Raw genomic sequence first — 23,460 nt, 5'->3', positions numbered from 1 at the left:
TTTTTTATGCGTACAACTCTAATTTTCGATGGAGCCGTCATATGCTGTTGATATTCAGGCTGTGGCAATCCACGTATTTCCGGCCGGGGACAAAGATCATGTAAAATTCTTTTGAGCGGAAAAGGCAGTCGCTTTGGACGGCGCGGCTGCCTTTTTACAGATTGAGTTAGAAACCATAAGTTAGTAATTGATATAACAATTCCAGATATAAGCATAAAACGCTTCCTAAACGTTATAAAATAATTTCATCAGCGCCTTTGCGTAAACCGTATGGCCTACAATAGACGGATGGTTGATCCCGTTTGCAAGCAGCTCTTTCAGTGGATACCCTTTTTCCGCATACGTTTCCCATATTTTGTAAACATCTGCCAGACACACATCCTTCTCCTTTGCCACCCTGCGGATTGCCTTTATCCTGTCTTTCAAGGAGGAATGAGGATTGGATGCCGGATTGCCCGGGAGTTCCATATTCGGTGTAAGTAAAATAATGTCTGCATCTGTCTTATCTTTTACTTCCTGTACAGTTTTAGAAAGCACATCATAATACTCTTCATCGTCACCGTCCTCTTCCCCCCAGTTCAATGAGCCGTTGATGATCACCAGATCAGGCTGGTATCGTATAACATCCCGTTCCAGACGCCGGTACATTCCATGCATGGTATCTCCTGCGATCCCTGAATTTATCACGCTGACCGCTGTCTGATCGTAATGTTCAATCAGCATTTTCCGGAACTGATCCGCATAAGAGCGCAGTACATCCGTAGCCTCAATCACCTGATCCTCGTCAATCTTCTGCGTTTTCAACTTTTCAAAAAAATCAGCCATATCCCCATTAAACTCAAAATGCCCTGCCGTCACGCTGTCTCCCAATACAACAATAAGTGGATTTTTTCTTTCTAATCCATCTTCTGTTTCCATGGAATAAGGACTAAGCTTATTGATAAATCCTCTGTTTTCTTTCATTACCTTCATAAAGCGCAGCGGCTGTTTTTCGTTCTCTGGCTCCTGCATATCGGCAATATGCAGGATGGCCTCTGCATACTGATCCGGCGTTTTAAAACTTGTCTTCATCTTTTATTCCTTCATATTCATTTCGTATATTTTCTTCTGTTTCATATATACAGCAGATCCATTTTAATAAACATCTTTCCACTCGTCAATATTGGAGGGATCAAATTTGAACGGAGGTCCAAGGATAATCTCTGTACCGCCGTCACCAGCCGCTGTGATTTCATACTCTCCCAGTTCTCCTGCCGTAAATGTCTCGCCTTCTGCTCCTGTTATCTTTTCCTCAGCCAGAGCAATGGATGTGTAAGCCCCTAGACGGCCTACGTCAATTGGGTTCCAGAGATACATATAGGGACAGGAATGGTCGGCATCATCTCCGATGTACTCCGCCATTTCTGAAGGCAGTCCAAGTCCTGTCAGTTTCACAGAAGAGGATTCATCCTGCAGAACCTTTGCTGCCGCATTGATCCCGACCGTTGTCGGCGCACAGATCACTTTCAGCTCCGGATATTTCGACAGCAGAGCCTGAGTCTGGTCCGTGGATTTCTGGGGCTCGTCATCGCCATATGCCACCTCTACCAATTCCAGTTCGGAATACTTTTCATCTGCTTCCATAATCTCCTTCATGGCATCAATCCACGCATTCTGATTGGATGCCTGGGAGGTTGCCGACAGAATTGCCCACTGTCCCCCGCCGCCGGAAATATCAAGTACCGCGTCCATCAAAGACTGCCCGATCTCTTTGATCCCTGCCTGATTTACAAATGTCTGGCGGCAGTCCGGATTCGTCTGGGAATCCAGACAGGATACTTTGATTCCCTCTTCCATTGCTTCCTCCAATGCCGCCTGCAGAGCATTTTCATCATTTGCCGCGATACAGATGGAATCTACTCCCTGAGAAATTAAGGATTGAATCACAGAGACCTGCGCATCAGCGGTTGCTGCTTCGGGATGGCGCACGATGCATGTATTTCCCTCCGCCTCGATCACCTCCTGAAATCCTTCCGCTTCCTTCTCAGCATATGGATTTCCAGCCGAACGTGTGATGATCGCATAAGTCTTTCCCCCTTGATCCGTCTTTTCAGACTGAGTATCCTTTTCGGAACCAGCCGTACTCCCCACGCTGTCGCTGCATCCGGTCACAAATGCAAGGGTCAGTCCTGCGCATAATAGTACGCATAATATTTTCTTTTTCATAGCGTTTTTCTCCTGTTATAAGATCATTCTTGTTCATTTATTGCTGTCTACACTGATTTGATTCGCGAATACTTTTTACATTATATGCAATATATGTCTCTCTTTCAATTCTCATTCTTACTCTATAATATAAAAATATTGTCCTGTTTCCAGCAAAAAAACACTTTTGTTTAACAGGACAATATTTTTATATTTTTCGTATTCTGCATTCACTGTCTTTACAGTAAATCTTTTATCTGAGCACTCTGTTTTTCCCTGTATGCTCTTGGTGTAATATTCTCTTTCCGCTTAAACTGAATAATAAAATTATTCAAGGAGGCAAATCCAATCTTCTCCGCAATCTCCGAGATGGAATAATCCGAGATCCTGAGCATGATCTTTGCTTGGGAAATCCGATAATTCAGCAGGTAATTATAGGGTGTCTCTCCTGTAACACTTTTAAACCGTTTAATCATATAATGTTTCGACAAATGAACCTTGTCTGCCAAAACCTCCAGAGATACTTCCTCAGAATAATGATCCTCAATGTATGTTTTTATACTTTTGATCACATTTCTCCCCGCATCTTCTGCACGCTTTTCTTCGCCAAGATCTTTATTCCTGATCAGGCATGTCAGTATATTCGACAGAATATTTGATACAAAATAGCTTTGCTGAAGATCCAGCACTTCTGGAAGCCCCAATAGTTCTTCAAAATCATTCGTGATTTCACGGTTATCTGCTTCAAGTTGTATTTGAACCAATTTATCAGAAATATAACCGTAATACTGCTCCATGGCAATACCGCTGAAATGAAACCAGTAGTAGTTCCATTCCTTCTCCAATGTCTTCACATAAAACTGATTCTTACAATTGATCAAAATTGCCGTATTGGGTTCCAGCAGTTGTTTCTTATCATTATAATGACAATACCCTGCCCCGGATACCGTATACATCAGGAGATAATTCGGAATATCCTCTCCTTCCGTAAAGAAATCTCCTTTGGCGCAGAACATCCCGCATTCTTCCAGACGGAAGGGGAGATAATTTTCAATCGCGCCTGCCGAATAAATGACCCATTTTGATTTTTTATCTATATCCAGTGTATAATCCTTCCGCATGTTTCGCCTCCTGAGTGTATCATTCCTTCGCATATCGAGGACTGACAGAGATCAAGCTGATTGTTCAGAAATTTTATACACAAATTCAAGAGAGATGTCAATACTTTTTGAAAATTTTCTGCTCCTTCCCCCCTTTCACTCCTTCAAATATTTTTTTACTACTGCCTCAATTGAGGTAAGCATATCCCTTTTCAATTGAGCCCTCGCGCGCTGTATCACGTTCAGATCCCCGATATCTTCTTTTAACACGGTCTCTAAGAAAACCGGCATATTGCTGTAAGTGAAAAAGCCGGATATCACGATATAGCTATAACTATTGGCCCAGAATCTGTCTGTATTTCCCGTTACCACCATCAGCAATTCCGCAAAATAATAATATACCTGCGCAAGCGGCTCCAGCATTTGACAGATTCCTTTCGTAGGATAGAGCAGGTCATGATTGATCAGCAGAAGTTCATATTTATATTCTTCATTCAATACCCATTCTGACAAATGCCCTACCGTTTCCACGATATAATTCCACGCCATACTTTTATCAAGCAGGTTCTGCTTCCTGGCATCCTCGATTTCTTTGAGCAGATGTTCATAATCATTCATCACCAGTTGAGAAATTCTGCATACGGCTGCCTGATACAATTTTTCCTTTGATTCGTAGTAAAAAGGGATGGATTGCAAATTTGCGTGGGCTTCCGCCGTGATCTCCCTTGTCGTCGCGCCTTCATAACCATGTATGGCAAACATCTTCGTTGCCGCTAATAATAAACGCTCTTTTGTGGACAGTTCGTTCTTTTCCTGCATGTTCATGCCCTCCCGGTTTTCATACACTCGTATGGGTACTATATCACTTTTCCTTAAAGGCATCAAGAAAAGAATGCTTACATGAACTGATCCTACCGGTTTAATGCAAGCAGGGAACGTTTTATAAGTGTTTTTGCAATCTGGACTTTATACGAAGTTTCCTTTAATGGATCTGCCCCCGCCAAAGCCAGCTCTGCCGCCTGGTCCGCTGTTTCTTCGGAGATCTTTTTCCCGGCCAGGTATTGTTCCGCTTTTTCACAGGACACAGGAACCGGTGCGACTGCGCCCAATACAATTTTTGCACGTTTCACAATCTGATTTTCTGTTTCATATACGGCTGCGCAGGCTACTTCCGCGAAATCAATGGATGCCCGTTCTCTGAACTTCTCATAGCCTGCTTTTGCGCCGTCCTTCATTGCCGGAATCCGGATCTCTGCAACGATCTCTCCGTCATCCAGGATATCATGTACCCGCGGCGTCCTCTGGAAAAATTCTTCGGCCGTATAGCTGCGCAGATTCGTAACTACAGAAGCATCCAGGCTGACCAGGACGTTTGCGATATCCGACGGATTTACCGCAAAGCATCCGCAGTTGAAGCAGCGTCCTGCTTCCTGCCTTACTTCTTCAGGCGTAAGTCCGAAATCATCCTCCAAATCTACCTTCCGTTCTTCCAAAGGACGCACATGCGTCGAAATGACATGCTTACACTGCCGGCAGTCATGGTCGTATCTGAGAAAACCGCCCTCCGGCAGCTCTTTCACTTTATCCCGCGTGCCCTCAAACATATGGTTCATCGCCTGCGCGGCGCGCCGTCCCGCAGCCAACGCGGCTACCACCGTCGCAGGGCCGGTGACAACGTCTCCTCCTGCATATACATCTGCATCACTTGTAATCTGTGTAAGCCCGTCCGCCACAATCCGTCCTCTGTTTTGTTCAATCGCGAAATCATCGCCCAGGAAAGAAAGGTCTGTCTGCTGGCCGACACACATCAGTATGGAATCGCTGCCGACTTCTTTTATATCATTGTCATCGTAAACCGGGGCAAAGCGTCCTTCTGCGTTCCGTACGCTGACACACCTGCGCAGTCTGATGCCGGTGACCCGGCCCTCTTCTTTCATCACAGCTGCCGGTCCCCAGGAAGGCATCAGGACAATCCCTTCTTCCTCCGCCCTTTCTAATTCTTCTTTTGTCGCAGGCATCTCCCCGCGGCTCTCAAGGCTGACCATTGTCACGGAAGACGCACCGAGACGTTTTGCCGTAACCGCTACGTCCACGGCCACATTGCCGCCGCCGACAACTACCACGTTTGTTCCCGCCTTTCCGGCCATCCATCCCTTTACTTCCATCAGAAATTCCAGGCCGAATCTGGTCATCTCCTCATGATCTATGCCGATGACCGTTTTCTTCCATGCGCCCGTAGAAAGAAATACTTTATCATAGTCCGACGCAAGCTGCTCCATGGTTATATCTTTTCCGATCTCTACGCCGCATTGAAATTCAATCCCCATGCCCTCCAGCGCTTTGATCTGCTTCTGTACAACTTCTTTGGGCAGGCGGTATGCCGGAATTGCATACATGAGCAGCCCTCCGGCTTCTTCCATCCGGTCATAAACCGTTACTTTGTGCCCGGCTTTCCTCAGATAATACGCCGCAGAGAGTCCGGCAGGCCCTCCGCCTGCCACCGCAATCCTCTGGCCGCTTTCTGTTTCAGGAGGCGGCATCAGACGGGAGGCGTTGTTCAGAATATAGTCTCCCACATAACGCTCGATCTGTCCCACTCCCACATGCGTATCCAGTTCCCCCCGGTGGCACCCTTCCTGGCAGAAATGTGTACAGACTCGGGAGGTAATTGCCGGCAGCGGGTTTGCGCTAAGCAAAATTTCCGCCGCTCCTTCCAGGTCATTTTCACGCACCTTCGCAAGATATGCAGAAATATTTACATGCGCGGGACAAGAGGCCGAACAGGAAGGCCGGTCCACCCGCATAGCACCGAAAACAGAATGGTTTCCCCGCTCCCCAGTGAAGGCATAGCAGCCTTCCCCGCCTTTGCGCACACAGTTTACGCGCCCGCCGATCTGATGCGGATAGCGGTAATACCAGCAGCGCACATCCTGGCAGATATTTCCGCCTATGGTCGCGCTGTTCCGGATCAAAGGCGATGCGACGCTTTTTGCAGCCTGCGCAAGAGAAGGGTATTTTTCTTTTACCAGCTTATGGTCCTGCAGATCGGACAGCTTCGTCAGCGCCCCCACAACCAGCCCTTCTTCGTCCTCCCTGATCCCGGACAATCCGTCAATTGTCTTCAAATTGACTACCTTCTCCGGGTAATCCGGCATAATTTTATCCTTTAACGCGCCAAGTAAATCCGTACCGCCGGCAATTGCCGCCGTATGTTCTTCCTTCAGCAGTTCACTGGCTTCTTTCAAGCTTTCCACGTCAATATGTTCGAATTGTCTCATATACTATCTCTCCTCTCGCTCTTTCAATGCATTCTGAATATCTCCCGGTGTAATCGGCAGATGGTTGAACCATTTCCCGGTTGCACAGCGGATCGCCATGACAATTGCCGGAATACCGGGCGCCAGGCTCGGCTCTCCGGCTCCAAATGCTCCGAACGGCCCTTCCGGAGTCGATGACGGCGGCGTTTCTGATATCACATTCTTGTGTTTCGGCAATTCGTTCCATGTCCGGGTCTTATAATCAATCATATTGGCGTTTACAATACGTCCGTCCTGATCCCAGCGGGTTATCTCCCGCGTAGCCATGTCGATTCCCGGGAAATATCCGTCCAATTGCCCTTTCAGTCCGGTGGGATTGATGATCTGCCCGCAGTCCGTAGCGCAGACCTGCTCCATAAGCTCTACCTTGCCGGTATGCTTGTCCACGGCAATCTCCACGAATTGCAGCTGCTGCAGCGGAATCGAATAATTGCCGCCGAAGTGCCCCACTCCTGTAATGGAATAATTGGGCCCCATGACTGCAATCCATGGAAGCATCAGCTTTTCCGGTGCATCCGCAAAGAAAATCATACCGTCACGGGTATCCAAAGCCTCCGGCGGGCAGTGAAGCATACCTGCAGCCTGCTCCAGCAGCTTGGCCCGCGCCTTTTTTGCCGCGTCGATTGTCGCGCATCCCATGGAATATGTGCTTCTGGAACCGGTCGATCCCCATTCAGCAGGAACCGCGTCTGTGTCGCATTTTGTTACCTTGACTTTGTCCAATTGTACATTCAGCACCTCAGCCGCAATTTTCCTCATAACATCCCGGGTTCCCGGTCCAAATTCCGCCGCACCGCAGAATACGATCACGCCGCCGTCATAATTGAGCTGTACATTCTCATTCGAAACCTGTTCTCCTACGTCACTTTGCCCGGTATTTCCCACACCCACGGCATATATCTTATCCTCTGTCTCATAGCTTGGCCGATCCCAGCCTTTGAACCGCTCATACCACCGGAATGCTTCCGCCCCTTTCTGGATGGTCGGCAGGATATCCGGGCCGGAGCATGTTTCAAACCCGGCGCACATATACGCATGATAGATCGGGTCGCCCACCTGCAGGCGATTATGTTTAAAATAATCCACAGGGTCCATGCCTATTTTTTCAAGCCCCTGGTACAGGATATTGAGGATATGGCATGTATTCTCAAGATAGCCGAACCCTCTGTAAGGCCCCGTGGGCATTGTGTTTGTAACGACCAGGCTCGTCTGAATATTGCAGTGGCTGGTCTTTGCAAGAATCGGCTGGCTGATGAGCCCCACCCCGATCATATGCCCCTGCTCCGCAGACGCCGCGCCGCAGTCGCAATCCCATTGTCCGGTGATGGCAGTCACAGTGCCGTCTTTTTTCAGTCCGATTTTATAGTGGGCTTTGGATTTCAGGCGGTTCATATACACCGAAAGATGTTCTTCCTTTGTATAAGCAATTCTTACCGGACGTTTTGCAGCTTTCGCAAGGGCTGCCGTGTACATCACGATCTGTCCGCAGATCGAAATGACTTTTGAACCGTAGCTTGCCCCTACAGTAGAGGGAATCACCCGCAGTTTGCTGTGTTCCAGGCTCATGGCAGGGGCGCTTGATAATTTCAGAGCCCCCGGCGCATGGATGGAACCGCGGATCGTCAGTTCATCCCCTTCCCACTCTGCGATCACCACCGGCGGTTCCGGCGGGAGCGGATTCTGCGCGCTGGTCACAGTGCTGTCTCCCTCAACAATCTCGTCTGCTTCTGAAAATCCTGTCTCCGGATCTCCAAATACGCTGCAGTCAAACGATTGGTGCGCCTCTTCAAACAGTTTTGTGGGCACACGATTTCCCGGAAAATCTTCATAAATCTGCGGGCTGTCCGGATGAAGCGCCTCGTCAATCGACAGCACCGGCTTTAGCTTCTCATATTCTACTTCGATCAGTTCGCATGCTTCCTCTGCAATCTCCTCAGATACGGCTGCCACCAGAGCAACCCCGTCTCCGATAAAGTATGCCTTTTCATCCAAAATCTTTTTATGGGGTATGGGCATTCCCAATTTCCACGCCGGAGCGTTCTTATATGTAAGTACCGCCTGTACCCCCGGCAATGCTTCCGCCCTGGATGTATCTATTGCTTTAATCCGACAGTATGCATATGGGCTTCTTAAAACTTTTCCATACAGCATTCCCGGAATTTTTTCATCCTTCCCATACACTGCACGGCCTGTCACAAAATTACGCCCCTCTAATCTCGGCTGATCCACGCCGATATATCTATATTGTTTTCCCATCTGCTACACCTCCTGCCCAGTGAATCTTAATAATGTTTCAATCACCTGATGATGGCTGCCGCACCGGCAGTAATTTCCGGAAAGAGCCTCTTTCATTTCTTCTTCCGTAGGCTTTGGATTCCGGTCAAGCAGCGCTTTACAGGTAAGTATCACGCCCGGAGTACAAAAGCCGCACTGATAAGCCGTTCCGTCTAAAAATGCCTGCTGCAGCGGATCTAACTCCCCTGTCGCGGGATCTTCAAGCCCCTCGATCGTCAAAATCTCTTTTTCTTCGCATTCCACAGTCAGAGTCGAACACGACGCCGTCGGTATGCCGTCTACCAAAACCGTACACGCCCCGCATGCCCCCTTATCGCAGCAGACTTTCGTTCCGATCAGGTCCAGCTTGTCATGCAATGTCTGTACCAGCGTTTCCGATGGCGATACCTCATCCGGCCCGCTGCCCACATAAAGCTTATGTGCTTTTCCATTGACTGTTAAAACCATAAATTTCTTTTGCTCTTGCTGCATCACTTCATCTCCTTATTCACATATTTGCATTTCCTAATCCCTGCAGGACTCTCGCCGGCGTCAGCGGCATCTCATGAAACCGGACTCCGACCGCGTTATACACCGCGTTCAAAATCGCAGGCGCGGAAGCGGAAAGCGAAGCTTCCCCCATGCCGCGTGCGCCGAAGGGCCCCTCCGGATCAGGATTTTCCAGAATGATACTTTTTCTTAAAATATCTCCGGTGTCTGCAAAAGTCGGTATTTTATAATCCAGCAGATTCGTGTTTAAAATCATGCCGCCCCTGCTTTCGTCCATCGCCCAGTTCTCCATCAGCGCATATCCGATGCCTCCGGAAAGAACCGCCTGCATCTGGCCTTCCACACGGGCCGGGCTGATGATCTGTCCGCACTCCGTTCCCTGGATCATATCTGTGACTTCTACCTTTCCGGTTTCTTCATCGACGGCTACCTCTGCAATGCATACCATAACAGTGCGGGGCGAACATTTTGCCTCCGGGAGAAACCAGCTTCCTTTTCCAAGAATTGTTTTTACACCGGGCATCCTGACGATCTACGACACTAAGACCCGCTTCACAGGATTGCCTTTCACATAGATATGGCCGTCCTCTATCTCCAATTCATCCTCTGCCGCTTCCAGGACAGGAACCGCATGTTTCAAAATCTGACGTTTTGCATCCAGTCCCGCCAATCGGACCGCATTTCCGGTCATCATGGTCGTCGAAGAGGCCACCTGATGCCCGGTGATCGGAGCAATCGTATCTCCCCATAGAACATGGATATCTTCTACCTTCAGCCCGATGGCTTCCGCCGCAATCTGGGCAAGCCCTGTAGCCTGGCCCTGTCCGATGTCGGTGATGCCTGCCATGACCAGCGCCGTACCGTTTTCCCGGACTTCGATTGACGCATTTCCGGTCACTACAAATTCCGGAAGGGTGCTCCTGCCCATCGCATGCGCCGCCGCAATGCCATGCATACGTCCGTCCGAAAGACGTTTTTTTCCAGGCCGGTGCCATTTCTGTTTCCACCCGATGCGCCGGGCGCATTCCCGTATCACATCCCCGATTCCGGATGTGGTGAGAGGCACCTGGTTTGCTCCTACAGGATCTCCGCGCTCTGGTACATTTTTTATCAAAAATTCTACAGGATCCATTCCCAGCTTTTCAGCCGCCAGATCCAATGCCTGCGCCATGGCCGTACCGCTCTCAAAGTAACCGAAGCCGCGGAAGGCGGCGCACAGCGGAAGATTGTCATACACGCTCCAGCCCTCATACCGCACATTGGGGCTTTTGACGTAAGTCGGAACTACATAATCCGTACTCCCTGCCAGAAAATTCATCTGGAGGGAGGTATGAGATCCTCCGCTGCGGAGCACTTTCATATCAATTGCATGGATCGTTCCATCGTTTAAAACCCCCACCTTATACACAAAATCTGCGGGATGGCGCATGGCAGTCAGTGTTTCCTCGCTTCGCTCGGGAACATATTTTACCGGCCGCTGTAATTTCCGGGACAACATTGCGGCCATGTAGTATTCCTTGCAGGTATTCTCTGCTTTCGAGCCAAAGCCTCCTCCTACGAACGGGCACTTTACCCGTACTTTCTCTATGGGCAGTTCCAATGCCCGCGCCAGATTCACCTGATCCTGATAGATTGCCTGGGTGCTGATATAAGCGGTCAGCGCTCCCGCGCCTTTCTCCCAGTCCATTACACATGCATGAGGTTCCAGGCAGACATGGTACTGCGCATGGGTATGAAACTCGGTCTCTGCCACGATGTCTGACTCTGCCAGCGCGCGTTCGACCTCCCCTTTTTCCCAGTGGTCGGAGCATCCCTTTTCAGAAGTCTTCGGCCCTTTCCATGACGCTACATTCCCCGTATGGCGCACGGCCGGCGCATCCGGACACACGGCCGCAAGGGCATTGAGTACCGCCGGAAGCTCCTCATATTCCACGCGGATCAATTCCAAAGCGTCCGCCGCCGTATCTTCCCTGAGCGCCGCCACCGCCGCGACAGCCTCTCCCAGATAACTGACCCTGTCGTCCAGCATATCATTATGTACCCGCAGCCCCGCCAGATCCAGATGTGATAAAACGCCCAATACTCCCGGCATCTTTTCGGCTTCCTGTGTGTAAACTTCTTTCACACGGGCATGTGCATGAGGGCTTCGAAGCACTTTCATATAGATCATCCCTGCAAGGCGTATATCTACGGTAAACTTTGCGCTTCCGTCTGCTTTTGCCCGGCCGTCCAATCTGACCGTATGTTTACCGATTGCGGAAAAATGCTGTTCATTCGTCATCTTGGTTCACCTCCCTCATACGGCGGGCCGCAAGAAGCACGCCTTGCACATACTTTTCATAACCTGTACACCTGCAGATATTTCCGGCAAGGGCATCACGGACTTCTGTTTCCGAAGGATCAGGATTGCGGGCCAGCAGGGCCAGGCTGGTCATAGTAATCCCCGGCGTACACATCCCGCACTGAATTGCGTCCACATCCAAAAATGCCTGCTGCAGCGGATGTAAGCCGCCGTTTTCTCCATGTACTCCTTCTATTGTGGTAATCTGGCGGCCGCCGCATTCCACAGCCAATGTGGAACATGACAATATTGGTATTTTTCCGTCCAGCAATACGGTACACGCCCCGCACTCCCCCCGGCTGCATGGAGTTTTTGTGCCGGTCAGCCCCAGAATATCCCGCAGGACATATGCAAGTGTATCGGAGTGAGCCACCTCCCCGCCCTTTCCTGTTTTCATGCTGTATAATACTCCATTCACCGTAAGATGAAGCATCTCCGGTTTGTCTTCCATTTATTTTCACCTCCCGCCTCCATGATAATTACATGTTTTCATTATAATTCATACAAATGAATTAATCAACAAAAAGCGACTTTTCGCACAATACAATTCGCTGTTTACAGCACAAATATTCCTTATTTCTTCTTGACTTTTCCAAAATTGTATATAATAATACAATTGTATTATAAACCCGTATATTACCGAATGGAGGTGTCAAAATTGAAAATTATTCAGGTACTGTCCCGTATATTTGTAGAAGATTTGAACAGGTCTGTTTCTGTCTATGAACTTTTATTCAGCGAATCCTGTAAAATGCGTTTTAAGATTCCCCAGGCAAACGTAGAACTGGCACAGGTCGGAACTGTCCTGCTCTATGCAGGCGAGGGGATTGAGCAGGAACGTCTGATTGATATTTCTTTTGTAGCGGATAATCTGGAAGAATGGCGCACTTACTGGCTGGAACACGGCGGTGCGGTTGTCCGGGACCTGTGGCCTGTAGCCGGCGGAAGAAACATGGTTTTACGCCATCCCGACGGCACCGCTGCAGAATATTTAGAGTTTTTCGAAGGAGGACATCCTTGCAGAGAGTAATGCCCGAACATTCAGCGGCCCTGATCGCCGCCGCCGGAAAACCGGCGGAACCCGGATTTTTCGATCCCACGCAAAAAATCGGTGAGCTCAGTATTTTGGAACGAGTGATCACCACCTTTCAGAAAGCCGGAATCCATGAAATCGTCATCGTCACCGGGTTCGCGGCAAAGAAAATCGAAAGGCACCTGTCCCGTTCCAGAGTCATCTGCCTGAGAAACGACAGTTGGAAGAACAGCGATCTGTTTGCCTCTGCGAAAATCGGATTTTCTTATTTGCAGGATCACTGTGAACAACTGCTGTTTACTCCGGTCAATGTTCCTCTGTTCTCCGTTGATACAGTCACGCAGCTGCTCGCGGCGGAGCATTCTGCCTGTGTTCCTGTTTTTTGCGGGAAAGAAGGTTATCCCTTGCTTTTAAAACGTCCGGTATTAAAAGAAATCACAGAGTACAGCGGATCTGAAGGGCTCTTTGGGGCGCTGGCTTTGGCCGGCGGCATAGCTTCCATTGAAGTGGGGGATCAAGGCATACTCTTGAACCTCCAAAATTCCAAACTTTCTCCGGAAACACTTGCACCTTATCTGCGCCAGCCTGTTATGCCGCTCTTAAGCCTTGCTCTGATCCGTGAAAAGATATTTTTTGATGAAGAGACCTGCCTGCTCCTGAACTTGATCAGCCGCACGCATTCTGTACGGCTTGCCTGCCAGCAGATGAATCTTTCATACAGCCAGGGATGGCGTCTGCTAAACCGGCTTGAACATCATCTGGGCTCCCCTGTCATCGAACGGCATCAGGGCGGCAAGGACGGGGGATGGTCCACATTAACCGAATACGGCTTCATTTTTTTAGAACGGTATATGCTTATGCATCGGCAATTGGATCTGGTGATGCGTGAAAAATTTGAGGAACTTTTTTCGGATGTGCTGCTTTGATGCGCGCAGTGCCATGAGGTATACCCAAGGGGATCTCCCGCTGAAAACCAGGTGTTCAGACACCGGGCTTCTGCGGGAGATCCTGATCTTGCTTTAAGAGTTTTTAGCCTTTATTCGTTTTGAATGATCTGCAGTTTTGTTCCGTCCGGATCTGAAACGAAAAAGCAATGCAGATTCCCGCCCATGACCATGGGTTCTGACAACAGGATTCCGCATTCTTTCGACTTCTGATACATGTCGTCGTAATGATCCGTGCAGACTCCAATATTGGCTGCTGAAGGATGAGCTTCCCCTTTCGCTTGATCATCGCAGATCAATTCGATCTGCATCCCCCTGTCATCGCCTAAAAAGCAGATGGTTTTTCCGGGAGCAGGAGAAAACTCCCTTTGTTCTTTCAATCCCAGAAATTGCCCATAGAAGTTTTTTGATGCTTCCATATCATTTACCTGCAGCGTAATCCATTTTACATACATAGCCGTTTTCCTCCGCTCTATTTCTGAATCGTTGAATATACAAATGCAACCGCGTTTTCCTGACATACGCTGATACAGTTCCTGCAGTTCTGGCAGGCACGGTTGAAATAAAGCACATTCTCTTTCTTTCGATAAACCGCCTTTTTATTTCCGCAGTGCAGACATCTTTCTGCCTCATATTTTGCCGTATCTTCTGCTGCTTCTGTACGCGCTTTCACTGCATAATATTTTTCAGTATGATCTGTGTCTTCGATCCTGCGTTCGGGATCAGCCTGCTTATCTTCTCCGAAATACCTCTGAATCCGCTCAGCCGCTTTACGCCCGTCTGCGATATTTCCGGATACCGTTCCCGCATTGCAAAAATCCGTAAAATCTCCCCCCGCAAATATCCCCGGCCTGTGCGTCTGTTTCATATCATCCACAGGCACAAGGCGGTCGTGTTCACCTGCGATATCCGGCGGCAGCCATTTGAGGTCGGCTCCCTGCCCGATTGCAGTGATCACTGTATCTGCAATCAGCTTTTCATCAGACGGCGCGTACCGGGGATGAAACCTTCCGCTTTCATCACGCAGGCTTGTACAGTTCTTTAAAGAAACGCAGATTCGTCCATCCCGTTTTTCCAGCGCCGCAGCGCCTTTGCCGTAGATAAAGCCAATGCCTTCCTCTTTCGCGGCAGCTATTTCTTCTGAAGAAGCAGGCATCTCATATGCTTTCTCCAGACTGATTACAGTCACTGAAACGGCTCCTGACCTTTTTGCTGTCCTTGCCGCGTCCAGCGCCACATTGCCGCCTCCTATGACTATCACTTCCCCTTTCGGACATTGTGCAGCATCCTGATGAGACTGTTTCAGAAAATCCAGTGCAGAAACCGCATATTCCTCACCGGCCGCGTCCAGTTTAAAGTTGTTCTGCCGGCCGCAGGCAAGATAAACCGCATCATACTCTTTTATCAAAGCATCCAGGCTTTCATCTTTTCCGACGTTCACATTCGTTTTTACCTGAATCCCCACCGAGAGCGCCCGGTCAATCTCCGCATCCAGCACCTCCCCGGGAATGCGGTAATCCGGAATCCCATATCTCAATACTCCGCCGGGCTTTTCTTCTTTCTCAAAGACTGTCACATCATACCCGTTCTTTGCAAGGAAAAATGCGCAGGAAAGTCCCGCGGGGCCGGAACCGACCACTGCAATTTTTTTATCTTTTTTCTTCCCGGCCGCAGAAAAGGCGAGCTGTTCTGCAATCGCAGAATCGCCGATATATTTTTCAAAACCATGCAGATTGACCGCCTCATCCAGATGCCGTCTGTTGCATCCGGTTTCACACGGATGACTGCAGACGCGTCCGGTTATGGCCGGAAACGGATTCTTTTCGGCAATCGTATAAAATGCGGTCTCTTCTCCCATTCCCTGCCCAAACTGATAAAGAGCATATTTCACATCATTTTCACACAGGCATTCTTTTTCACAGGCTGAAATCTTCTGCCCGCAGTCTGTGTGTACCATGTCAATAATACGGGAGGGACATTCCATCGCACAAATACCGCATCCTGCACATTTCTCCGGGTCAATGACAACTTCCAGGCCATAGGACCTCCCGCCTACAGGGGCCATATGATCAAACAGTATTTTATCTATCTTGTTTTTCATGATTCGTCCTCCCTTTGCGCATACATTTCCTGAGAAATTCCAAGAGACTCTGCCAGTAAAAGCGAGATATCATTCACTCTAAGGTCCATGCCCTCAGCCTTTGCCGTAAAACGGAGCTGATTGTAGCATACCGGGCAGGCGGTAACCACTTCTGCTGCTGCCTTTGCCGCTTCTTCCGCCCGAACCCTCCCGGTCTCCGCGGCATAATCCGGATAACAATTCAGGGCAATCTTCGCTCCGGAACCGCAGCAATATGACCAACGCCCGTTCCGTTCCATTTCTGTCAGGCAAAGCCCCGGAATACTCTCCAAAATTTTTCTGGGCTGCTCATTCACCTGTGAACGCAGGAAACAGGGGTCATGATATGTAATATTACGTTCTACCGGAATCTCAGGGGTCAGCTTTCCCTGCCGGATCAGTTCACTGAGCACTTCCGTTATATGCAGCACTTCAAATGGAAGCTCTTCCTGCATAGCCCACGGGTATGCTTCTTTCCACGTCTTATAGCAGTGGGCACAGCTTACGATTATTTTATCCGCACCTGTTTTCTTGACTTTTTCAATGTTTGACAGAGCTATCTTGCGGAATAACTCTGTATTTCCGGCCTGCCTTGCGACCTCGCCGCAGCAGGTTTCATTCTCCCCAAGGTGGCATACGTCCATACCTGCCTGTTTTAGAATTTCCGCATTTACGTATCCGATCTGCGGAAGAAGATAGGATGTGTAGCAGCCGGTAAAATACAGGTATTCTCCGGTTTCCGGCAGCTTGGGAACCGCCCTGGCTCTTTTGTCCAAACCGAACAGATTCCCGGCAGTGTCCATGTTCTCAAACAGTTCCAAAAGAGGCTCGGGCAGTTGTTTCCCTCGGGAACAGATATCTTCTTTTGCAGCCAGGATCACCTGCATCGGCTTATATGCAGGGCAGATTTCATTACAGATGCCGCAGGACGCGCAGGTATACATAATATTTGTCAAGCTGTCCGTAACCTGTATTTTGTCCTGAAATAAATTGACCGCTAATGCCAGCCTTCCCTGCCCGGCAAAGGTTTTGAATTTGTAATATTCCAGTGAAGGGCATTTATGCTCCGGAGAGCTCCAATTCGGAGGCGGCAGTTCTTCATTATTGTGCGGTATGATCGGGCCATGGGCAGCACATGCGCCGCAGTTGATACAGATATCCTGCCATTCTTTAAACTGATCCAGCGTCCATTTTTCCTGAACCAGGGTTTCTCTGTCATTGTACGCCATTTTCTACACCTCCATCTCGAATGTCGCCGGGCTGCAGATATGATTGGGATCAAGCGCCTCTTTAAATCTCTGCAGCATTTTATAATGTCCCGGCTGATTTTTCCATTCATAATCCGGTCCAAGCGGCGGGACTGTCATCTGATTGGTGCCGCCCATGGAGCCAAACCATTCGCGGAACTCCTCGCGGAATGCGAACACCCGGTCAACCATTTCCTGATCCCTGGTGTTCAGATATGTCCATGTCTGGGTGCAGACAGTCTGCCCTTTGATCGGAAACGCGTCAATGACAGATACGGCCGGATATCCCCAGAACCCATATTTTTCAAACAATTCCTTCATTTTCAGATATACGATATCAAATTTTGATGTAGGATAAACGATGCTGTCAAAAATAAACTGATAGTTAAACTTACCAATCTCGTACACGGAGCCGAGCAAATGGCAGAAAAAGTGGGGAACCGAATGCACGGTCGGCCATTTTGCAAAAAATTCTCCGCCCAATTCATTTCCCATCTTAACTCCGCCGTACTTTTCCGCCAGTGCATCCATCTGCTTTAATTTTGCGTCCATTTCCTCCTGGCTGAACGCTGTCAATGTACTCTCAATAAAGAAATACGCGTCTTCCGGAAGGAGATCAAGAAGTCCCGGCATTTTTTTCTTCGCATCTTTTCCCCTGGTCGGAAGATCATATTTCCACCGGTCATTCATATGTATGTCATATACTTCCATTGCAGTTGCCTCTGACATAAACTCCGAGCAGGCTTTTATTTCCGATTCTTTCCAGAAATAAGAGGCTCCCGACCAGACCGGAGGCCGTTTCTGGCATCCGTAAGCAACTTTGGTCACAATGCCGAAAGCGCCGTTTGACATAATATATAATCCGATCAAATCCGGACCGCAGATATATTTTGTATATGGCCCGAACTCTGTATCATCATATGCCAGGGAACCAAGCCGGCAGATTTCACCTGTCGGCAGCACTACCTCAATGCCGTCTACCAGCTCGCAGTTCCTTCCATATCTGGTTTTGCCGAATGCAATGGCCGGAGTGATCAATGAGGCTGCAGCATTCGGGCCGCATGTATACTGCGTCGTGGGAATCATCATTCCCTGCTTGAATATCTCCTGGGACAGCTTGAAAAAGCTGCATCCGGCTTCTGCTACCGCTTTCATATCTACCGGATCTACCTTTATCACTTTATCCATATAAAGCAGATCCAATAAAATGCCCCCGTAAAAGGGTCCGCCGTATCCTCCCCCGGATACTAAGCCTTTCGGCGTGACCGGGATATGATGTGCATTGGCAAATTTCAGTATTTCTGATACCTGTTCTGTACTTTGAGGCTGCACAACAAAATCAGGAATGTGCTCATACCTTGCGGTAAAAGACGTACTATAGGCATATGACCTGCATATTTCCGGAATATCTGTCGCATGTTCATTGCCTACGATTGCTCGTAGCCCTTCCAATATACTCATATGCAATCTCCTCCTTTTCATTATGTGAATCAATTGATTCATTCTGTTTTTATAGAATATCACAATTCCAAAAAAACGTCAATGTTCCAAATTATTTTTGGATATCATTTGATTCACCATGGTTGGTGTAAACAGTAACTCATCATACGTATGCCGCAAAAAAGGAGCTGCTGCAAAATAACCGCTATATACGAAATATGGCATCCGGCTCAAATAAAGCGCATCCATAAATCATATATAATTTTTATTTTGCAGCAGCTCCCTGTCTCGTCACTATACCGGCTGCAGCGCGTTCATAATCGAACCATCTGCACTACTTGTTCCACCTGTCCAGATTTGTGCGTATTGCAGACAGCATAAAATTTTTCACGTATACTTTTACCCGTTCCTTATTCTCCGGAAGCTCAACATCACATCCAAGCACGCGGCCCAAAACCCGCGGATAATTTGAATGGTCAAAAAGTGTCATTACAACGCTGAAGCATACAGATTTTATCTCAAAATCATTCTTTACATCTACAAGCATTTTTAATAATTTTTCATAATAATAGAACATATCATAAAGTGAATCCGGCAATTGTTCAAATACTTCACTCGGATTCTGCAGTTCCCGCTGAATCAATAATATTTCATATCTATACTCATCACAGAATGCCCATTCTACCATTTTTGCGGTTAACTGGACAAGTAAATTCCACGCCGTCTCTTTATCCAGCAGTCCCCGTTTATCCGTTTCATTAATTTCATCTAAAATGGATGCGTTCGCGGTATAAAAAAACTTTGTCGTTTTTTCCACTACCGCGTAATATAGATTTTCTTTTGACTTGAAATGAAGCTGCAGCGAGGCAAGGCTGGCGTTTGCTTCCGCCACGATCTGCCTGGTTGTTGTACCGGCGTATCCTTCTTTTGCAAATAATTTCGCTGCCGCAGCCAGAATCCTTTCATATGTAGATTCTTCTGAATGTTTCATATTCTGCACCCCTTCATCAATATTATAACAATTATACTGATTTTTGGGGTTTTTTGCAAGAAAAACGGTGCTGTCACGCATCAAAGACTCGGATGCCGGTTACTGTTCACACGGCTCCGAACAACGAACGTTAGTATAGAAGCCTCTTTTATTTTGGGCGAAAAGGATATATAATAAAACAGCAGCAAACTTATGATACGAGGAGTGATAAAATGGACAGACCTATTACAACATTGTTTATGCTGATGTCGGTTGACGGAAAAATAAGCACCGGCGCAGTGGACGATTTAGATGTGGACAAAGATTTCCCCAAAATCGCAGGGGTTAGAGAAGGCTTGCACCAATACTATGAAATCGAGCAAACGACAGATTTGTGGTCGATCAATTCTGGCCGGGTTCAGGCCAAAATGGGGGTCAATACAAAAAAAATGCCGAATAAAACGCCGGTATCTTTTGTGGTAATAGATAACAGGCATTTGGATGAACATGGTATACAATATTTTTGCGCTTTATCAAAAAAGTTTGTGTTGATTACGTCAAATGCAGAACACCCGGCATTTCAAATAAAGGAAGATAATCTTCATATCATCTATCAAAAAGAATTATCGCTGGAAGACGCGCTTAGAAAGCTCAAATCAGAATATGGCTGCGAACGATTAACGGTGCAGACCGGCGGAACGCTAAACGGCTTATTTCTTCACGAAAAACTGTTTGATTATGTCGATATTGTTGTTGCTCCGGTTCTGATTGGCGGCAAAGATACATCTACTTTAATTGATGGGAACTCTTTGTACTCACAAAGCGAATTGTCAAAATTAGGCGTTCTGAAACTGCAGGAATGTGTGATTTTGGAGAACTCATATTTGCGGCTGCGTTATGAGGTCATTCACTGATCAGTTCTTCTGGTTTGCGGATATTTTCTGCCTTATATTTCTGGCCGCGATGGCGGCCAGTTGAAACAACATGAAACGCTGCGTTTTCCTACCGTCAGTAAAACCTGTCAGCGAATATTCTTTTATAATCAGGCAGCGTTATAATCCACAACTGCAATTTCTGTCAGCGCGTTTTTTACCCTTTCCAAAATATCTTCTATCTTTTGAAGAACAGCTCCGTTAAGGTATTCTTCCCCACACTGTGTACATTTGGAGCAAGGTACATTTTTGATAATAATAAAACAGCCATTATGTTCTGTCATATATGAAGTTGTAGACTTTTCAACATTTCCTTTACATGTAAAGCAATTCATCAGCCCTTCTCCTTCCTGGTTTTTAAATCACTCTCCCATTTCTGTAAATCGGGGAAATATGCAGTTACAATCCATAAAGTAACCCTATTGCTGCCTACAACAACATGAAGCTCATTTTGTATACAAGATATTCCCAAAATAAGGCAGCTTGGAAATGGATAATCATCTGGATATTGCTCTATGATTTATCCATTTTTTATACATTCTATGATATCCTTAAGTAAAATCCCCCGTTGCTCCAGACGTTTTGCAGCATGTAAAGTTATTTCTATATTTTCAATTGTACATATTTTGCGCAGTTTTTCAATACATAATTCCATGTAATAAACCTTTCTATTTTTGTATTCATTCAGTCACTACAGTTAATGTAATACGCTACTTTCAAACCTCAAGCCAGCAAAATTTAGCCGAACGAATAGAAAAATATCACTACAACATCGTAATTTCGTATCTACTATATCATTACACATCCAGAATGATTTCGCAAGTATCTTTCTCAATAATTATACCCAAGGGCACCCCATTATGGCCATAACAGGCCCACTGGGTATACCTGTCAGCCAAATTCCACCGGCATCACAAATTCCACCCCATAACTCCCCTCTTCATTTCTCACAAAATCCGCGTGCCCTCCATGGGCTGTGATGATCTGCCGGACGATCCGAAGTCCCATGACATGAACCTCTTCCCCTGGCCCGCTGGCTTCCCCCTCCAGAGCATCCACCACCTTTTCCGGGATTCCAGGCCCGGAATCCCAAAGCCGCCAAACGATCCATCCCATGTCCTCTGAAAGCTGAAGCATGATCCGACAGCCTTCCGGATTGTGCCGGATGCTATTTCCGATCACATTGCGGAGCACACGCTTTAAGAGGGGGACATCCCCCTGCTGCCGAATCCGCTCTGTCTGGTGCGCTGCCTGAACCGTGATCTCGTATCTTTCGTCCAGACCTTCATTGTAGTACTCTGCCACCGTCTCCCGGAGCAGGACTGCCGGGCAGTATTCCTGCATGCGCAGGGGCTGGGCGTGGTATTCCAGCTTGGATGTGAGGTTCAGATCTTCAATAAGCTGCCGGATCAAAAGGCTCTGCTTTCGGATGGCTTCGGCCTGTCCGCGGGGTTCCTCCCCCAGCTTTGGATTTTCTGTGAGCGCCTCCGAATAGCCCATGATCAGCGCCAGCGGCGTGCGGATGTCGTGGGAAACCCCGGCGATCCAGCTTGTCCTCGCGTCATCCCTCTGCATAAGCTTCTGATCCTGTTTTTCCAGGATTCTGGACGCCTGGTTCAGCCTGGCTGCCAGCTCTGCAGTCGTCCCTTTCTCCGCCAATAATACCGGAGTCTTTTCCGCAAGCGCGTCAATCCCGGCGCAGACCGGGCGCAGGGAGTAGTAAAAACGGTACGCGAACCAGAGGGACAGCGCCAGAAACAGCGCCACGTTCATTCCCACAATGACGGACAGATATTGGGGAATGGAACGGATCTGGTTCAAAGGATACATCAGGCTGATCTTTACCGCGTGCTCCTTTCCATACCCGGATACAAGCAGCATCCCGTCCATCTCCCACACACGGACCGGATAATCCATCAGATACCAGCGGCTGAACTTGGCAACATCTGCCAGTCCGTAGGAGCCTGGGAGTTCCCCGGGAAGTCTCCAGCTCCACACCACATTTCCGCCTTCGTCCAGAAGCATGGACCACAGGAAATGGTACTCTTCCAGGTAAGCGTACCCTTCTTCGGAAAGCTGATACCGCGCCCTGTTTTCCATGGTTCCATGGGCTGATACCGTGAACTGTGCAGCCACATTTTCCAACTGCTCCCCCGCGCCCATGCGGCTCTCGCCAAATCTCTGAACGGCCTGAAATCCTATAAAAAACAGCACTCCTATGTTAAAAAGCGCTACGGCCAGAGCCAGAACCGCGGCGCTGACCACATATCTCCTGATAATCTTCATAAGGCTTTTCATATCTCTAATCCTCTTTTTTCAGACGATATCCAAGTCCTCTGGCAGTCAAAAGCCATTTGGGCGATGAGGGATCGTCTTCGATCTTCTCCCGCAGATGCCGGATATGGACCATCAGCGTATTCTCGTATCCGTAATAAGCATCCCCCCATACGGCCATGCATAGCGCGTCAAATGTGACAATCTTTCCCCGGTTTTCGTTCAGCTTTTTCAGAATCTGCAGCTCCTTTGCCGTCAGCGAAAGGGTCTTTTTGCCGTATACCACCGATGCATTGGAAAACGAAATCTCGTGCCCGCCCAGTTTGAGAACGGGCTCTTCCTCCGCACTCCCCGGCCCCGTTTTTCCCGGCATAAAGTAAGCCCGCTTCAAAACTGCCCCTACCCGCAGGATCAGCTCCTGGGACAAAAATGGTTTTGTGATGTAGTCGTCCGCACCCAGGCCGAGACCGAACAGCCGGTCGTTGTCCTCATCCTTTGCAGATAAAAACAGGATCGGCGTCTCCGCCTTTTCCCTCATTTTTCGGAATAAGGAAAACCCGTCCCCGTCCGGCAGCATGATGTCCAGGATCACAAGCTGGGGCTCCTCCAGGCAGAATTTCCGCAGTCCTTCCACGCAGGACTCCGCACAGTCTACATGGATGTAACCGCTCCTGCGCAGGATATTTTGAATCATTGCCGCCAGTTCCCGGTTGTCGTCTACCAAAAGAATTTTGCTGTCGTACAGGTTCATTTTGATTCCCTCCTTAATTGCGGT

General features: G+C 48.2%; 19 protein-coding genes and 2 pseudogenes. 3 read left to right on the top strand and 18 right to left on the bottom strand.

All coding sequences use genetic code 11. From position 1 onward, the window contains the following. Nucleotides 1-225 precede the first annotated feature (225 nt). The 9 genes and pseudogenes from EBB54_RS05585 to EBB54_RS05540 form a co-directional block, all read right to left on the bottom strand. Nucleotides 226-1,071 (bottom strand): SGNH/GDSL hydrolase family protein, encoded by an 846-nt coding sequence (locus tag EBB54_RS05585; RefSeq protein ID WP_125126693.1) that lies wholly within the window; start codon nt 1,069-1,071, stop codon nt 226-228. A gap of 63 nt (nt 1,072-1,134) precedes the next feature. Next, nucleotides 1,135-2,205: a rhamnose ABC transporter substrate-binding protein gene (locus EBB54_RS05580; RefSeq protein ID WP_125126692.1), complete on the bottom strand. Its 1,071-nt coding sequence runs from the start codon at nt 2,203-2,205 to the stop codon at nt 1,135-1,137. A 218-nt stretch (nt 2,206-2,423) separates the two neighbouring features. Further along, nucleotides 2,424-3,305: an AraC family transcriptional regulator gene (locus tag EBB54_RS05575; RefSeq protein ID WP_162307100.1), complete on the bottom strand. Its 882-nt coding sequence runs from the start codon at nt 3,303-3,305 to the stop codon at nt 2,424-2,426. 135 nt (nt 3,306-3,440) lie between these two features. Further along, nucleotides 3,441-4,103 carry a TetR family transcriptional regulator gene (locus tag EBB54_RS05570; RefSeq protein ID WP_162307099.1) on the bottom strand — a complete coding sequence of 221 codons (663 nt, stop codon included), beginning with the start codon at nt 4,101-4,103 and terminating at the stop codon, nt 3,441-3,443. A 92-nt stretch (nt 4,104-4,195) separates the two neighbouring features. Further along, nucleotides 4,196-6,562, bottom strand: coding sequence for an FAD-dependent oxidoreductase (locus EBB54_RS05565; RefSeq protein WP_125126689.1), 2,367 nt, complete (start codon nt 6,560-6,562; stop codon nt 4,196-4,198). A 3-nt stretch (nt 6,563-6,565) separates the two neighbouring features. Continuing rightward, nucleotides 6,566-8,857 (bottom strand): xanthine dehydrogenase family protein molybdopterin-binding subunit, encoded by a 2,292-nt coding sequence (locus EBB54_RS05560; RefSeq protein WP_125126688.1) that lies wholly within the window; start codon nt 8,855-8,857, stop codon nt 6,566-6,568. A gap of 3 nt (nt 8,858-8,860) precedes the next feature. Next, a complete protein-coding gene (locus tag EBB54_RS05555; RefSeq protein ID WP_125126687.1) occupies nt 8,861-9,367 on the bottom strand; it encodes a (2Fe-2S)-binding protein in 507 nt (168 codons plus the stop codon). A 16-nt stretch (nt 9,368-9,383) separates the two neighbouring features. Further along, nucleotides 9,384-11,666 (bottom strand): annotated as a pseudogene (locus EBB54_RS05545) (xanthine dehydrogenase family protein molybdopterin-binding subunit). Beyond that, nucleotides 11,656-12,177 (bottom strand): (2Fe-2S)-binding protein, encoded by a 522-nt coding sequence (locus tag EBB54_RS05540; protein WP_125126684.1) that lies wholly within the window; start codon nt 12,175-12,177, stop codon nt 11,656-11,658. The pseudogene EBB54_RS05545 and the gene EBB54_RS05540 overlap by 11 nt, the downstream one beginning before the upstream one ends. A gap of 207 nt (nt 12,178-12,384) precedes the next feature. On the opposite strand from EBB54_RS05540, the gene EBB54_RS30365 reads away from it, so the two are divergent. Together EBB54_RS30365 and EBB54_RS05535 are read left to right on the top strand one after the other, a co-directional pair. Next, on the top strand, nt 12,385-12,756 hold the full coding sequence (locus EBB54_RS30365) for a VOC family protein (RefSeq protein ID WP_162307097.1): 372 nt from the start codon (nt 12,385-12,387) through the stop codon (nt 12,754-12,756). Continuing rightward, complete coding sequence (locus tag EBB54_RS05535; protein WP_162307096.1) at nt 12,744-13,685, top strand: NTP transferase domain-containing protein; 942 nt, start codon at nt 12,744-12,746, stop codon at nt 13,683-13,685. The genes EBB54_RS30365 and EBB54_RS05535 overlap by 13 nt, the downstream gene beginning before the upstream one ends. Before the next feature lie 110 nt (nt 13,686-13,795). Here the strand turns inward: EBB54_RS05535 and EBB54_RS05530 are convergent, their stop codons facing one another. The 5 genes from EBB54_RS05530 to EBB54_RS05510 form a co-directional block, all read right to left on the bottom strand. Beyond that, the gene (locus EBB54_RS05530; protein WP_162307095.1) at nt 13,796-14,158 is read right to left on the bottom strand and encodes a VOC family protein; all 363 of its coding nucleotides are present in this window, start codon (nt 14,156-14,158) and stop codon (nt 13,796-13,798) included. 17 nt (nt 14,159-14,175) lie between these two features. After that, complete coding sequence (locus tag EBB54_RS05525; RefSeq protein WP_125126681.1) at nt 14,176-15,804, bottom strand: FAD-dependent oxidoreductase; 1,629 nt, start codon at nt 15,802-15,804, stop codon at nt 14,176-14,178. Beyond that, nucleotides 15,801-17,051, bottom strand: coding sequence for a (Fe-S)-binding protein (locus EBB54_RS05520; RefSeq protein ID WP_125126680.1), 1,251 nt, complete (start codon nt 17,049-17,051; stop codon nt 15,801-15,803). Before EBB54_RS05520 ends, EBB54_RS05525 begins: the two co-directional genes overlap by 4 nt. A gap of 3 nt (nt 17,052-17,054) precedes the next feature. Continuing rightward, nucleotides 17,055-18,530 carry an FAD-binding oxidoreductase gene (locus EBB54_RS05515; RefSeq protein ID WP_162307094.1) on the bottom strand — a complete coding sequence of 492 codons (1,476 nt, stop codon included), beginning with the start codon at nt 18,528-18,530 and terminating at the stop codon, nt 17,055-17,057. A 313-nt stretch (nt 18,531-18,843) separates the two neighbouring features. Then, nucleotides 18,844-19,500, bottom strand: coding sequence for a TetR/AcrR family transcriptional regulator (locus EBB54_RS05510; RefSeq protein WP_162307093.1), 657 nt, complete (start codon nt 19,498-19,500; stop codon nt 18,844-18,846). Nucleotides 19,501-19,712: 212 nt separating this feature from the next. On the opposite strand from EBB54_RS05510, the gene EBB54_RS05505 reads away from it, so the two are divergent. Next, entirely contained in the window at nt 19,713-20,393 is a 681-nt protein-coding gene (locus EBB54_RS05505) for a dihydrofolate reductase family protein (RefSeq protein ID WP_125126677.1), read from the top strand. Nucleotides 20,394-20,521: 128 nt separating this feature from the next. Here the strand turns inward: EBB54_RS05505 and EBB54_RS05500 are convergent, their stop codons facing one another. From EBB54_RS05500 to EBB54_RS05485, 4 genes and pseudogenes are all read right to left on the bottom strand, one after another. Then, the gene (locus tag EBB54_RS05500; protein WP_125126676.1) at nt 20,522-20,746 is read right to left on the bottom strand and encodes a type II toxin-antitoxin system MqsA family antitoxin; all 225 of its coding nucleotides are present in this window, start codon (nt 20,744-20,746) and stop codon (nt 20,522-20,524) included. Then, nucleotides 20,746-21,066 (bottom strand): annotated as a pseudogene (locus tag EBB54_RS31830) (DUF4258 domain-containing protein). The gene EBB54_RS05500 and the pseudogene EBB54_RS31830 overlap by 1 nt, the downstream one beginning before the upstream one ends. Nucleotides 21,067-21,302: 236 nt before the next feature. After that, nucleotides 21,303-22,697 carry a sensor histidine kinase gene (locus tag EBB54_RS05490; RefSeq protein WP_162307092.1) on the bottom strand — a complete coding sequence of 465 codons (1,395 nt, stop codon included), beginning with the start codon at nt 22,695-22,697 and terminating at the stop codon, nt 21,303-21,305. Nucleotides 22,698-22,713: 16 nt separating this feature from the next. Then, entirely contained in the window at nt 22,714-23,436 is a 723-nt protein-coding gene (locus EBB54_RS05485) for a response regulator transcription factor (RefSeq protein WP_125126674.1), read from the bottom strand. Between the last annotated feature and the right edge of the window lie 24 nt (nt 23,437-23,460).

It is taken from the genome of Schaedlerella arabinosiphila (assembly GCF_003885045.1).
Classification (GTDB): domain Bacteria; phylum Bacillota; class Clostridia; order Lachnospirales; family Lachnospiraceae; genus Schaedlerella; species Schaedlerella arabinosiphila.
The sequence above is the reverse complement of the archived record's forward strand: the minus strand, read 5'-3'. Positions and strand labels throughout refer to the sequence as shown.